The following is a 14,063-nucleotide window of genomic DNA, read 5'->3' as shown; positions in this document are numbered from 1 at the left end:
AAAAAGTAGGCTAAGATACGTAATTCTTAAAAATAAAGTCCAAATTCTAATATTTATCTTTTATATGGGAATATTGAAGGTGATTCGGGTTCCTTCACCGGGAATGGAGTTAAAGAAAACACGACCATTAATATATTGTATTCTTTCTTTCATAAAAAGTAATCCCATCCCAGACTCGCTGTTTCGCTTCTTTTCTGCCGTTTCAATGTCAAAACCTTTTCCGTTGTCGTCTATTGTAATGCTCAAAATGGAATTGCTATGCGAAAGCTGTACAATAATATGAGAAGAATCGGCATACTTAATTGCATTGTTTATGGCTTCCTGCGTAAGTCTGTAAATATTTATTTCAATTAAAGAATCCAGGCGTTTATCAAAATTAGTTTTGTTGTAAAAAAGAATATTCTTTCCGGTCAGTTTTGATAATTCTTGAGTAAGTTTTGCAAGCGCAGAGTTTATTCCGTGGTCGCTTAATTCCGGTGGCATTAAGTTGAATGTGGCGGTGCGAACGCCTTTTATAATATCTAAAGACAGTTTTTTGAGGTATTCAATTTTCTGGGCTGCTTTCTCTTTGTCGTCCAAATTAATGCTTTCCAAACTGAATTTTAATCCGGTGAGCATTTGTCCAATTCCGTCGTGGATTTCTCGTGCAATTCTGTTTTGTTCGTTTTCCTGATTTTCGACAATTTTACTCGAAATAACCTTCTGCTGATTGATTTTGTCGGTTACATTTTCAGTATTCAATCGCTCGACTTCCTGTTCCGCTTTTTTACGTTCAGTAATATCAAAACAGATAATCAATAATTCGGATTCTTCTTTTTTTATGGTTACCGGAACCAATGACATATCCAGCCAAAGTGATTCTCCTTTTCTATTGGTAATATTAATTTCACCTTGCCAGCCACTTCTTTGTTTTTCGGCAATAATCCTGTCAATAATAATCTGCTCTTTCTCTATTGGAGTTACGACTTGAGAGAAAGTTTTATCAGAAATAAAGGGATTGTATTGCAGTAGTTTAGAGAATTTTTCTCCAATGTGTATCAGTTTTCCATCCGGTGAAACGCGACAATAGAGCAAGGTGTTTTCCATCGCATAATTGAGTGATTTCAATTCTTTGACTGAGTTTTCTTTTATTTCGCTTATGATTTCGGTATCGTGGGCGAGTTTCAAAGCCTTTTTTTCGGAGAACAAAAGTTTAAAAATAAGTGTCTCTACTTTTTTGTTGGTTGGTTTGAAAATAAAAATGAATTCCAATAGCAAAACCAAGAGAGTAAAAAGTAAAATTGCATATTCCGTTTTGCTTTGCAACGTTACTTTTTCGAGGGCTTCTTTATCATATTCACCAACAATTTCATTCATTTTCGAAAGGAAGATACTTTCGTTTTCAAGAATAGTTTGAACTAATTTTTGATTCTCCTGTTCTTTTGTATGTGATTTTTTGTTTTCTAAAAGTCGGGTTGCAGCATTAAGTATAGTATCAAAATTGGGTTTGATAGCTACAAATAATTTAGTGAGTGCGGGGCTTTTTTCTTTTGGAAAACCAAGGCTGTCATTTCCTTTTTCCAACGCATTATGGTTGAATTTCCAGAGTGAGATTATTTCATTGATTCGGATGATTTCCTGCTTGTTTTTGGAAGTGTCCGTCACGAAATTCAGAATCAAAATCTCCTTTGTCAATTTCTGACTCAACATTCTTTGTTTTCCGGAAATGTTGATTATTCGAGAATCGCTTCGCTGACTGTTTAGGTTGTATTGTATCAAAAGCTGGCTCAATAGTACCGTTATTCCAATCGTCAATAAGGCGAATAAATACAATCGCCTTAAATTTTTGAATGAAACGGTGTCTATCGATGCTGCAGCTTTGTTTTTCATAAAGAAATCGAATTACAATCCTAGAGCCTCTTTTATCAATTGAAAGTTTGTTGTGCTGAAGTTGATTTTTAGTGCTTCCTGATGTCCTTTTTCGGACATTTTATTCCAAGTTTTCAGAATGATATTTTTCAGTTTTTCTCTATCGTGTTTGTGCACAAAAGGGTCTAAATAATATTCTAGAAATACCAGACAAATTACATCCTCGAGTAGTTGTGTTTCAGCGTCTTTTTTGAGTAATTTTTTTTCGATTAAAAAAGAAACCCGTGCAATAAATTCTTCGGAATAACCTGCTTTTTCTAAAATTGCAGCCGTAGTTTTAGCATGAAATTTTTTCAAATCTTCGCGCCATTTCAAATATCCCACACGATCCATTGGATAGGATTCCCGGGCTACTTTCCATCGGCAGATGTGTTGTGCTTTGGAAGCAATCTGAACAGCTTCGGATGCATTTGGATAAAAATCCATAAGCCTTTCGTACATTCTGTTAGAATACAATAGTTCCTTTGGATGAGAAACGGATTGATAGATTTCGTGATTTGGATCTTGTGCATTTTCTGCATCAATCCATGCGCTGGCGTTTTGAAATGGAGTTGTTGTCATTTGAAAAGTTAAAAATCAAAGATACATAATTATTCCAAAAAGCCTACGAAGACCTCATTTTCAACAATTTTTACCGGATAGGTGGCAATTTTTAAATCATCTCCATTCAAATTTGATCCGTCTACAAGAGAGAATGTTTTCTTGTGCATTGGACAGGCAATTTTAGGAATATCATCAGCGGAACCAATCATTCCTCTGGAAAGTACCATTTCCATTTTGTGAGGACATAAGTTTTGGCAAGCGTACCATTCGTTTCTTCGGTCAAATTTTATAATGGCGATTTGTTTGTTTTTGTATTTGATGCAACCACCACCATTGCTGGGAAAATCAGCAGTTTTTCCTGCCTTGAACCATACTTTTACTTCGTTTAAATTTACGGTTTCGTATTGATTTAGAATGTTTTCCATTTGAATAATCTTTTAATTTTCCTCACCCCAGCCCTCTCCAAAGGAGAGGAATCAAAGGCTAAAAACAGTTAATTAGTTGTGTATTATGTAGTAGTTGTTTTTATTTTAAAATGACTGATTACCAAGATTTAGGCATTTTTTGATCTCTTAACGGTACAAAAACAATGTTGTCATCGGCTTCGTCAGAATTAGTGAAATGGCTAAAACGTTTCATCATTTCGGGATCTTCAATGGCTTGTTTCCATTCACATTCGAAAGTATCTACCAAACCTTGCATTTCTGTTTCTAATGCTTCTACAATTCCCAGGCTGTCATCGATAACTACTTCTTTTAGATAATCTAATCCGCCTTCCAGTTTTTCCAGCCAAGTAGAAGTTCGCACTAATGGACCCGCTGTACGGATGTAAAACATCAAGAAACGATCTAAGTATTTGATGCAAGTCTCTCTGTCAATTTGTTCGGCCAATAATACGGCATGTTTAGGATTTGCACCACCGTTACCGCAGATGTATAAGTTCCAGCCACCTTCAACTGCGATTAATCCGAAATCTTTTCCTCTGGCTTCGGCGCATTCGCGAATACAAGCAGAAACGCCACCTTTTATTTTATGAGGCGAACGAAGTCCTTTGTATCTGTTTTCTAATTCGATAGCAAAACCGGCACTTTCATCCATTCCGTAGCGACACCAAGCGTTACCCACACAGCTTTTTACAGTACGCAGTGATTTTCCATACGCGTGACCGCTTTCGAAACCATTGTCAATTAGAGTTTTCCAAATTTTAGGTAAATCATTTAGTTGCGCCCCAAATAAATCGATGCGTTGCCCTCCGGTAATTTTAGTGTACAAATTGTATTCTTTGGCCACTTCACCGATAACAATAAGTTTGTCAGCAGTAATTTCTCCACCGGCAATTCTTGGTACTACAGAGTAGGTTCCGTTACGTTGAATATTCGCGAGGAATCTGTCATTAGAATCCTGTGCTGTGATGTGTTTATTGGCAGTATCATTGTAAATACTGGAAAATATTGAAGATAAAATAGGTTTGCAAACCTCACATCCATCTCCTTTTCCTACAACTCCTAACACTTCGTCGTGGTTCGTGAATTTATTGATTTTTACGATGTCGTATAATTCTTGTCTGTTGTATGCAAAGTGCTCGCAAATAACATCTTTGACTTCTTTTCCTAATGATTTTTGAGTTTCTTTTACAAGGTCAACAACCATCGGTTTGCATCCGCCACAGCCTGTTGTTGCTTTGGTGTGTTTTACAACATCTCCAAAAGTAGTACAAGTTTCATCAACGATAGAACAGCAAATAGCGCCTTTGGTTACATTTTCACAAGAGCAGATTACAGCAGTATCCGGTAAATCCATTGCACTTCCAAAAGAAGATGCTTCTCCACCTCTCGAACCAAGAATCAAATCTTCCGGGTTTTTAGGTAACGGCATGGCATTGCTGTAAATTTGGAACAATGCATTGTAATCACTTGAATCACCAACTAAAATCCCGCCCAATAAGGTTTTGGAATCTTTAGTAACGTTGATTCTTTTATAAATTCCGCTTAATTTGTTTTCGTAAACAATAGCTGTTACTTCTTCATTTTCTATAAATGGATCTCCAAAACTCGCCACTTCAACGCCAATTAATTTTAATTGTGTCGACATGTCGATGGTGTCTCTCATGGTTTTTGCTCCTTTCAGGATTTGTTCAGCGGCAACATCGGCCATTTCATATCCGGGAGCCACAAGACCATAAATCATATGGTTGTAAAGTGCCACTTCGCCTATCGCATAGATAAAAGGATCCGAAGATTGCATCTGGTTGTTTACTACAATTCCTCCTCGTACGCCCACTTCCAGCCCTGAAACTCTTCCTAGTTCATCACGTGGTTTTATTCCTGCGGAAATTACCAACATATCTACTTTAAGTAAATCGTCTCCTTCAAACATCATTCCTGTAATAGCATGCTCTCCAGCAATATATTGTGTTGATTTGTTAAGGTGAATGCTAATATTAAGTTCCTCGATTTTTGATTGCAGCATGTCACTAGCGCCTTTGTCCAATTGTCTTGGCATCAATCGAGGAGCAAATTCGACTACATGAGGATTCAGTCCTAAATCATATACTGCTTTTGCGGCTTCAAGTCCTAATAATCCACCACCCAAAACGGCAGCTTCGGTGGCGCCATTTCGTTTTATTTTTTTGGCGTAAGCCATAATTGCATCCAGATCTTCAATGGTTCTGTACACAAAAACACCTTCTTTGTCAACTCCTTCTATGGGTGGTACAAAAGCGGCTGAACCTGTTGCTAAAACTAAGTAGTCATAAGTATGTGTTTTCTCTAGATGTGTATGTATTGTTTTTTGCTCTCTATTAATATCAGTAATTAATTCGGAGGTGTTTAGGGTAATGTTATGCTCTTCATACCAATTTGATGTTGATAATGATAAGTCGTCAGCGCTTTTTCCTGCAAAGTATTCACTTAGGTGAACTCTGTCGTATGCGCGTCTTGGCTCTTCTCCAAATACGGTGATTTGGTATTCTTCATGTCCTGATTTTGCAATGAATTTTTCGCAAAATTTGTAACCTACCATGCCGTTTCCGACTACTATTACTTTAATCATAATCTAATTAATTAAGTATTATTACGCAAATATAAGTATTAATACTTATATTTAAATACTTAATTTAAAATTTTTTATTCTAAGTAATTTTAAAAAAGGGGATAGAGGTGGTTTTTGTCTAATTTTTTTCCTTTAAAAATAGAATATAAGTATAGTTTAAGCTTTTGTAGAAATTTTAAAAGCGTTAGATTTTATTGGAAAAGAATATAAATTGGAGAAGTAGATGAGTGACAGCTTAAAGAAATGTCATGTTGGGAATTGCTTGAAAACAAAAAACCCGAATCCCGAAGCGTCGGGACTATTCGGGTTTTGTGGTACCTCCAGTCCCGAGGCTTCGGGAGAACCAGGATGCATGGACTATTTTTTGGATAAAATGTCTTCAAGAATAGAAGGGTTTTTAATTATTTTTTCGATAAAAATTCTGCTTTTCATTTTCTTGATAAATCTTTCAAGAAAAATAGCCTCTTCTTTGTTTGAACAATTAAAAAGGAGGGTTAAATCCCAGTCATTAGCGATTTTTGTAAATGATCCAGAATAGGTGTGTTGATTATGTTTTATTAGTCTCTCTTCTATATTATGTGTTTCGCCAACATAATATTTAGTTGTGGATTTTGAATAAAGAATATAGAGATAATGCATCTTTAGAAATGATGTTAAACAAAAAACCCGAATCCCGAATCGTCGGGACTATTCGGGTTTTGTGGTACCTCCAGTCCCGAGGCTTCGGGAGAACCAGGGATGCATGGATTATTTTTTGGATAAAATGTCTTCAAGAATAGAAGGGTTTTTAATTATTTTTTCGATAAAAATTCTGCTTTTCATTTTCTTGATAAATCTTTCAAGAAAAATAGCATCTTCTTTGTTTGAACAATTAAAAAGGAGGGTTAAATCCCAATCATTAGCGATTTTTGTAAATGATCCTGAATAGGTGTGTTTATTGTGTTTTATTAGTCTCTCTTCTATATTATGTGTTTCGCCAACATAATATTTAGTTGTGGATTTTGAATAAAGAATATAGAGATAATGCATCTTTAGAAATGATGTTAAACAAAAAACCCGAATATTTCTATTCGGGTTTTGTGGTACCTCCAGGGATCGAACCAGGGACACATGGATTTTCAGTCCATTGCTCTACCATCTGAGCTAAGGTACCTCGCTATTGCGGGTGCAAATATAGAATGATTTTTAGTTTATCCAAAACATTTTTTAAAAAAAATCAATTCGTACCTTCGCAACATCAAAAACCAAATTATGATTTTAGTTATCGATGTTGGAAATACCAGAATTAAAGCGGCTGTCTTTGAGGATGCTACCCTTTTTGAAATTTTTGTTTTTTCTAAAATAGAACTTCAAAAAAATATTGAAAATATTTTAAAAAAATTCGAAAAAATAACTGATTTGGTCGTTTCCTCTGTTGGAGATGTCGAAAAACAGTCTTTTTTAGCCTATAACAATGTATTGAATGTGCATTTTCTATCCCATGAAGATCCTTTTCCGTTCCTGAATCGTTATGCGACTCCTAAAACTTTGGGAATTGACCGGATGGTTCTTGCTGCAGGAGCAACGCTTCAGTTTCCAAATCAGAATCGGTTGGTTATTGATGCCGGAACGTGTGTTACGTACGATTTTATTGATGAAGAGAATAATTATTTGGGCGGAGCCATTGCGCCAGGATTGCGATTGCGCTACGAAGCGTTGCATAATTTTACGGCCAAACTTCCTTTGTTATCATTAGAAAGTCCAAAAGATTTCATTGGAACTTCCACTTCTGAATCGATTCATTCTGGCGTGGTGAACGGTTTCGTCTATGAGATTGACGGTTTTATCGATGAATATAAAGCAAGGTATTCAAATTTTATAATAATTTTAACGGGTGGCGACACAGATTTTTTGGCTAAACGATTAAAAAATACCATATTTGCCAATTCAAATTTTCTTCTGGAAAGTTTGAATCAAACATTTCAATATAAAATCAAAAATGATTAAAAAAATTATAATAAGCGCCTGTTTGCTTTTATCATTAGTGTCTTTTGCTCAAGAAGGAACATCTTCTCCATATTCTTTCTACGGAATTGGGGATGTAAGATTCAAAGGAACGCTTGAAAACCGCTCTATGGCAGGTCTAGCTGTTGAACAGGATAGTATTCACATAAACTTACAAAACCCAGCCAGTTACGCAAATCTTAAACTGACAACTTTTACTTTAGGAGGAACTTACGGGACTACAACTTTAAAAAACAGTACTGAATCAGCTAATGCCAGAAGAACTACTTTGGATTACCTAGCAGTTGGTTTGCCTTTGGGTAAGTTTGGATTAGGTTTTGGATTGATTCCATATTCCTCAGTTGGGTATAAAATTGAATCTATTTCAGAAACTGGAACAGAAAACAACAAGCGTTTTAATGGAACAGGTGGTTTGAATAAAGCTTTTTTGGGTGTAGCATATAAAATTGCCCCTAATTTTAACATTGGTGCCGATGTGAATTATAATTTTGGAAAAATTGAAACCAATAGTCTTGAGTTTATTCAGGAAGTTCCAATTGGGACGCGCGAATTAAATTCAGCAGATTTATCTGGAGTAAATTTTAATCTTGGAATGATGTATCAAACCAAAATCTATAAAAAAATCACTCTTTTTAGTAGTTTAACGTATTCATTGGAAAGTTCTTTAACGTCTAAAAACACTAGAAATATTTCGACAGTAATCTATAATTCAAATTTTGATTTGGCTGTTGTTGATGTTCTTGGTGATGTTAAAACAGAGGCAAGTATAACAATGCCAAGTAAAATATCGTTAAGTGGAGGTATTGGTGAGGCTAAAAAATGGCTTGTTGGCGGTAATATTTCTTACGGTAAAACTTCGGGTCAGGCAAATGAATATAATGATGAAGCTAATGTAGGGTATGGAAAATATGGCAGCGTTAGTTTAGGAGGATATTACATTCCTAATTATAATTCGTTTTCTAGTTATACAAAAAGAATTGTATACAGAGCCGGTATTAAATATGAAAAAACAGGATTGGTAATCAACTCTGAATCGATAAATGATATGGGTGTGACTTTTGGTTTGGGACTTCCGATAACGGGTAGTTTCTCAAATGTGAACTTTGGTTTCGAATTAGGAAAAAAAGGAACTACAAAAGCAAATCTTGTTCAGGAGAACTATGCAAACTTAAGTGTGAGTTTTTCACTTAATGACAAATGGTTTGAAAAACGAAAATTTAACTAAAAACAAGAATTGGTACTATTGCCAAATTTCTTCGCCAAGTTCAGCGTATGACTGTAGTCAAAAAAAAGTATATTAAATCAGTTGTCACAGTTTTTGCTGTGACACTGTTTTTTGGTTGCGAAAGTAATTTTAAGGAAATTCAGAAGATTAATTTTTCAGAATTTATCCCAAATAGTGACGCAGATATGGTAAATTTGAAATACACTGATTCCGGGCGAATTACGGCAATTCTTGTAAGTACTAAAATGTTGGATTACTCCAGTGTTGACTTTCCTTTTACGGAATTTCCAAAAGGAATCGATGTTACTTTATTCGATAAAAAAGCGAAGAAAACCTTTATCAAGTCTAATTATGCTATTTCGTATAAAGGCACAAATATTATTGATTTGCAAGGGAAAGTGAAAATTTTCACCGAAGAGGGTCAGACCTTAGAAACGGAACAATTGTATTTTGATCAAAAAAACGAATGGTTCTTTACGGAAAGAAAGTTTAAATTATCGGATCCAAAAGGAACTTCAAATGGACAAGGAATCGATTTTAGCAAAGATTTCAAAGTGATTAATTCTCAAAAAATAACTGGCGAAATAGAATCCGCCGATTAATACAATACATTATGAATTACCTAAAATACACACAATACGTTTATCTAGTTTTTGGCGCTTATTTTATTTATGACGGTGTCACTAAATTAAATGATCCCGAAGGAACGTTTTGGTTGAGTTTTATGATTGCAGGATTGGCTATTTTTATGTTTTTCTTCAGGAGAAAATTTGCCAAAAAATTTGATGACCGAAACAAAAAATCCTAATTAATGGAAGTTAGTATTATCATATTGTGTCTAATACTAAGTGCTTTTTTTTCAGGAATGGAGATAGCTTTTGTCTCTTCAAATAAAATTTATCTTGAAATTGAAAAAAAGCAAGATAATTTCGTTTCAAAAATACTTACAAAGCTTACTGAAAAACCAACTAACTTTATAGTAACCATGCTTATTGGGAATACTATAGCGATGGTGGTGTATGGTTTTTTTATGGGCGAATTAGTGATGCGCTGGTTTGCTGTGTTTGGATATCATTTTTCAGATGGGCTAAGTTTAGTGCTTCAGATTCTGATTTCGACACTAATCATATTGATTACTGCCGAGTTTCTTCCAAAAGTTTTTTTTCAAATTTACGCCAACTCGTTAATTAAGATTTTTGCAGTTCCGGCGTATGTTTTTTATAAGTTTTTCTATTTTATTTCTACCTTTTTTATTGGAATTTCTGATTTTATTTTGAAGAAATTCTTCAAAACGGAAGGGGATAATATTCAGTTGTATTTCAGTAAAATAGAACTTGGGAATTACATTACCGAACAAATGAGTAGTGTTGAGGATAATGAAATGGTGGATTCTGAAATATTAATGTTTCAAAATGCATTAGAGTTTTCCGGTGTGAAGGCCAGAGATGTAATGAGCCCCCGAACGGAAATTATTGCGGTTGAAGTATTTGATTCAATTGAAAATCTCAAAGAATTATTTATAGAAACTGGGTATTCTAAGATTGTGGTGTATCAAAATTCTCTTGATGATATCATTGGTTATGTTCATTCGTTTGATTTGTTTAAAAAACCAAATAATATCAAGGAAATTGTAATTTCGGTTGAGTTTGTTCCGGAAACCATATTCATAAAAGACGCCATGAATTTGCTTACTAAAAAACGGAAAAGCGTCGCCGTTGTATTAGATGAATACGGAGGAACTTCGGGAATTATTACCATAGAAGATATTGTAGAAGAGCTTTTTGGTGAAATTGAAGATGAACACGATTCAGACGAAGAATTGATAGAAAAAGAATTAGGAGAAGGAGTCTTTATTTTTTCAACTCGATTTGATGTCCAATATTTGAATGACACTTATAAGTTAGACATTCCTGAAAGTGATTCTTACGGAACACTTGGCGGTTTTATAGTAGATTTCACAAAAGAAATTCCTCAAAAAGGCGATACAATTTCCATAGGCAGCTATCATTTTATAATTGAAGAAGCCACAAATAAGAAAATAGAATTAGTAAAAATGACCGTACAAGACTGATTTTTTTTAGGAAAATAAAATTTCTTGCAAAATAAAACGCTACTAGTATAATTATTAATTAGATAATTGTATTTTCGCAAACTGAATATAAAAATTAACAACAATAAAATGGCAGTTTTACAAAAAATTAGACAACGTTCACTTCTTCTGATACTCGTTATCGGGTTTTGTTTATTAGCATTTATCATAGGTGATATATTCAATAGCGGTGGTTTCAGCAGTACATCAAAAGATGTAGGAAGCATTGATGGAAAAGATATTTCATTCGAAGATTTTAGAGTTAAAGTAAGTAATGTTGAAAAAAGTGGTCAAGGGATTACGTCAACTGAAGCAGCAAACAGAGTTTGGGAACAAGAAGTTTCTATAGCTTTATTAACTTCTGAATTTGATAAATTAGGACTTAGAGTTGGTGAAAAACACTTATTAGAAGTTTTGAAAGCTGATCAAAATATTGGTGGAAATCCATTGTTTTTGAATGCTGCCGGTGTTTTTGATGTTGTAAAATTCAAAGAATACTTCAAAGCAAATCCTGCACAAGCTCAATTCTTGAAAGATAGAGAGAAAGATGCTGATTTGAATGCTAAATACCAAATGTATAACACTTTGATTAAAGCAGCAGTTTACACAACTGAAAGCGAAGGAAAGTTGAAATATGAAATGGAAGCAAACAAAGTAAACTTTGCTTACGTTGCAGGTTTGTATTCTACAATTAAAGACAGTGAAGTAAAAATTACTGATGCTGAGATTGTTGAATTCATGAAGAAAAATGAAAAAAAATACAAAGCTGACGAGTCTCGCGAAGTAGAATATGTTTTGATTGAAGACAAAGCTTCTGCTGAGGATGAATCTGAAGTAAAAACAAAAATAAATTCATTGTTGACAGGAAGTGTGGTTTACAACCAAGCTACTGGTAAAAACGATACATTGCCAGGATTTAGAACTACTACGAACACAATTGACTTTGTGAATTCAAATTCAGATGTTCCTTATGATTCAACTTACATTGCTAAAAAAGATTTACCGGCTGTAGATGCTGATAAATTATTCAACCTAGCTCCAGGTGCAGTTTATGGACCATACATGTTTGGAAAATACTACTGTATTTCAAAATCTATGGGAATGAAATCAGGAGTTAATACCAAAGCAAGTCATATTGTTATAGGTTATGAAGGTTCTCAAGCTCAAAATCAAAAAGAGAAAAGAACAAAAGAGCAAGCTAAAGCTAAAGCTGAATCTATTTTAGCTCAGGTTAATGCAAATCCGGATAGCTTCATTATGTTGGCTTTCACAAATTCTGAAGATCAGTCAGCGCAACAAGGTGGTGATTTAGGTTATTTTGGTCCAAACCAATTGCCAAAACCATTTAATGATTTTGTTTTTAATAATGGTATCGGTAAAGTTGGTTTAGTAGAAACTGATTTTGGTTTTCATATTGTTAAAATAACGGACAAGCAAGACGGAATTCGTTTGGCTACTGTAGCTCAAAAAATCGAAGCTTCGGAAGCAACTTCTGATAAGATATTTACTCAAGCAACTAAATTAGAAATGGATGCTGCTGATAAAGATTTTAATAAAGTTGCAAAAGATATGGGACTTAAAGTTACACCGGCTGTTTCTGTAAAAGGAATGGATGAGAACTTTGGAACATTAGGCAATCAAAGAACAATCGTAAGATGGGCTTTTGAAGATGGAGTTAAAGTAGGGTCTGTAAAAAGATTTGAAGTAGCTAATGTAGGTCACGTAATTGCAAAACTGAAAAGTATTGACGATTCTGGTTTAGTAGCCGTTTCAGTAGTTAGACCTTATGTGGAGCCAATTCTTAAAAACAAGAAAAAAGCGGAACTTATCAAAGCTAAAATGTCAGGTTCTTCTCTTGAAGCAATTGCAAAAGCAGTAGGAGGAACGGTACAACAAGCAACTGGTCTTACTATGGAAAACACCATGTTGCCAGGTGTTGGTCAAGAGCCAAAAGTAGTTGGAAATGCATTCGCATTAGCGGCTAATAAATTATCTGCTCCAATTGAAGGAAATACTGGAGTTTATGTAGTGAAAAACACAAGCACAGTAAAAGCACCAGCTTTAAAAAGCCACGCAGCTTATGTGACTAAATTAAAAGCACAAAGCGCTTCAGATGCAAGTAGAGTAATTCCTGCATTGAAAGCTAACGCTAAAATTGAAGACAACAGAATAGATTTCAATTACTAATTTTTGAAAAAGTAATTAATCAAAATAAAAAATCCCGATACATATTGAATGTATCGGGATTTTTTTTAATGAAGTTTTATTTGTAAGCGTGGATTAATTATGAAACATTAAGACAATATCATTTCATTATACGGAACGATAGTTTTATATCCTTTTGAAACAAAATAGTCAGTTGGATTTTCAGTTGCAATCGCCATAACAAAATCACCACCCCAAGCACCAAGACTTTTTATCACGCCATTAAAATCAGGAAATAAAGATTCTTTGATGGTATGTGTTTCCAGAATAATACTCATTTGTACTTCGTGTTTTTGTATTGCTGTAGCAAAAGATTGAATCGTAGTGGCATTCAAAACTTCTGAAGTTATGCTGTCATTTAAAGCAATGGTTTTTGCCAGATTGTTTTTTTTATTAATGTTGTATGCCGCTATTGCAGTTTTGCTGCTTTGCTTTTTGTTAAGGTATACAAAGTATAGGTTTTGTGTGAATTCTGGATTAAAGGTTACTTTTTCAGCAATGGGATTTCCTTGTTCCAGATGATATAGGATAGGAGTGTTGTTCTGTGCGCAGGAAATATCATAACCACTGCCTCCAAAACTGTTTTTAAGCAGTATAAAGGCGTCTATTTGGAGCCATTGGGCAATATTGTTTATCAAAGTCGATGACGTTCCCAGACCCCAGCTTTTAGGAAATCCAAGTTCAGTAGTAATACGGTATCCATTTGAATTTAAAATGAAATCAGGATTTAACTTAAAAGCTTCGTGTAAAATAGTCGTAAGTGTTGTTTTTACCGATTCATTTTCAGGATTAACTCCCTTTGAAATATCAGAAAATAAAATAGTGTCTTCAAACCAAATGCTTCCGTCCGCATCATAACTTTTCCAGATTATTTCCTTGTTGTTTCCCTCTTCTATATTGAGGTTTTGCCCCATTTTTGTGGGTAATGCAAATGCTTTTGCGCCATCAAGAACCAGGTATTCTCCTGTGATTAAAAGTTTTCCGTTACTGTAGAATGTTTTTTTCATTGTCTTTTCGAGGAACGAAGCAACCTTATTT

General features: G+C 34.5%; 13 protein-coding genes and 1 tRNA gene. 6 read left to right on the top strand and 8 right to left on the bottom strand.

The window, feature by feature from the left end:
* Positions 1-60 precede the first annotated feature (60 nt).
* From CLV00_RS02395 to CLV00_RS02365, 7 genes are all read right to left on the bottom strand, one after another.
* Positions 61-1,869: an ATP-binding protein gene (locus CLV00_RS02395; protein WP_099713642.1), complete on the bottom strand. Its 1,809-nt coding sequence runs from the start codon at positions 1,867-1,869 to the stop codon at positions 61-63.
* A 12-nt stretch (positions 1,870-1,881) separates the two neighbouring features.
* Positions 1,882-2,469, bottom strand: coding sequence for a DUF4202 domain-containing protein (locus CLV00_RS02390; RefSeq protein WP_099713641.1), 588 nt, complete (start codon positions 2,467-2,469; stop codon positions 1,882-1,884).
* A gap of 29 nt (positions 2,470-2,498) precedes the next feature.
* Positions 2,499-2,876, bottom strand: coding sequence for a nitrite reductase small subunit NirD (gene nirD / locus CLV00_RS02385; RefSeq protein ID WP_099713640.1), 378 nt, complete (start codon positions 2,874-2,876; stop codon positions 2,499-2,501).
* Between the two features lie 118 nt (positions 2,877-2,994).
* Positions 2,995-5,502 (bottom strand): nitrite reductase large subunit NirB, encoded by a 2,508-nt coding sequence (gene nirB, locus CLV00_RS02380; protein WP_099713639.1) that lies wholly within the window; start codon positions 5,500-5,502, stop codon positions 2,995-2,997.
* 357 nt (positions 5,503-5,859) lie between these two features.
* Positions 5,860-6,141 carry a GIY-YIG nuclease family protein gene (locus CLV00_RS02375; protein ID WP_099713638.1) on the bottom strand — a complete coding sequence of 94 codons (282 nt, stop codon included), beginning with the start codon at positions 6,139-6,141 and terminating at the stop codon, positions 5,860-5,862.
* 108 nt (positions 6,142-6,249) lie between these two features.
* Positions 6,250-6,531 (bottom strand): GIY-YIG nuclease family protein, encoded by a 282-nt coding sequence (locus CLV00_RS02370; protein ID WP_099713637.1) that lies wholly within the window; start codon positions 6,529-6,531, stop codon positions 6,250-6,252.
* A gap of 51 nt (positions 6,532-6,582) precedes the next feature.
* Positions 6,583-6,655 (bottom strand) — tRNA-Phe (locus CLV00_RS02365).
* A 98-nt stretch (positions 6,656-6,753) separates the two neighbouring features.
* Here CLV00_RS02365 and CLV00_RS02360 point away from each other — a divergent pair.
* From CLV00_RS02360 to CLV00_RS02335, 6 genes are all read left to right on the top strand, one after another.
* Positions 6,754-7,488 (top strand): type III pantothenate kinase, encoded by a 735-nt coding sequence (locus tag CLV00_RS02360; protein ID WP_099713636.1) that lies wholly within the window; start codon positions 6,754-6,756, stop codon positions 7,486-7,488.
* Positions 7,481-8,731 (top strand): hypothetical protein, encoded by a 1,251-nt coding sequence (locus CLV00_RS02355; RefSeq protein ID WP_099713635.1) that lies wholly within the window; start codon positions 7,481-7,483, stop codon positions 8,729-8,731. Before CLV00_RS02360 ends, CLV00_RS02355 begins: the two co-directional genes overlap by 8 nt.
* Positions 8,732-8,778: 47 nt before the next feature.
* The gene (gene lptC / locus CLV00_RS02350) at positions 8,779-9,333 is read left to right on the top strand and encodes an LPS export ABC transporter periplasmic protein LptC (RefSeq protein WP_099713634.1); all 555 of its coding nucleotides are present in this window, start codon (positions 8,779-8,781) and stop codon (positions 9,331-9,333) included.
* A gap of 11 nt (positions 9,334-9,344) precedes the next feature.
* Positions 9,345-9,539 (top strand): hypothetical protein, encoded by a 195-nt coding sequence (locus tag CLV00_RS02345; RefSeq protein ID WP_099713633.1) that lies wholly within the window; start codon positions 9,345-9,347, stop codon positions 9,537-9,539.
* Positions 9,540-9,542: 3 nt separating this feature from the next.
* Complete coding sequence (locus tag CLV00_RS02340) at positions 9,543-10,802, top strand: hemolysin family protein (RefSeq protein WP_099713632.1); 1,260 nt, start codon at positions 9,543-9,545, stop codon at positions 10,800-10,802.
* A gap of 108 nt (positions 10,803-10,910) precedes the next feature.
* Positions 10,911-13,007: a peptidylprolyl isomerase gene (locus tag CLV00_RS02335; RefSeq protein ID WP_099713631.1), complete on the top strand. Its 2,097-nt coding sequence runs from the start codon at positions 10,911-10,913 to the stop codon at positions 13,005-13,007.
* Positions 13,008-13,114: 107 nt separating this feature from the next.
* Here CLV00_RS02335 and CLV00_RS02330 read toward each other — a convergent pair whose 3' ends face one another.
* On the bottom strand, positions 13,115-14,032 hold the full coding sequence (locus CLV00_RS02330) for a GYDIA family GHMP kinase (protein ID WP_099713630.1): 918 nt from the start codon (positions 14,030-14,032) through the stop codon (positions 13,115-13,117).
* Positions 14,033-14,063: the final 31 nt, after the last annotated feature.

It is taken from the genome of Flavobacterium sp. 11, from assembly GCF_002754315.1.
Taxonomy (GTDB): domain Bacteria; phylum Bacteroidota; class Bacteroidia; order Flavobacteriales; family Flavobacteriaceae; genus Flavobacterium; species Flavobacterium algoritolerans.
Note: the sequence above shows the minus strand (reverse complement) of the source record. Positions and strands in the feature narration are given on the sequence as shown.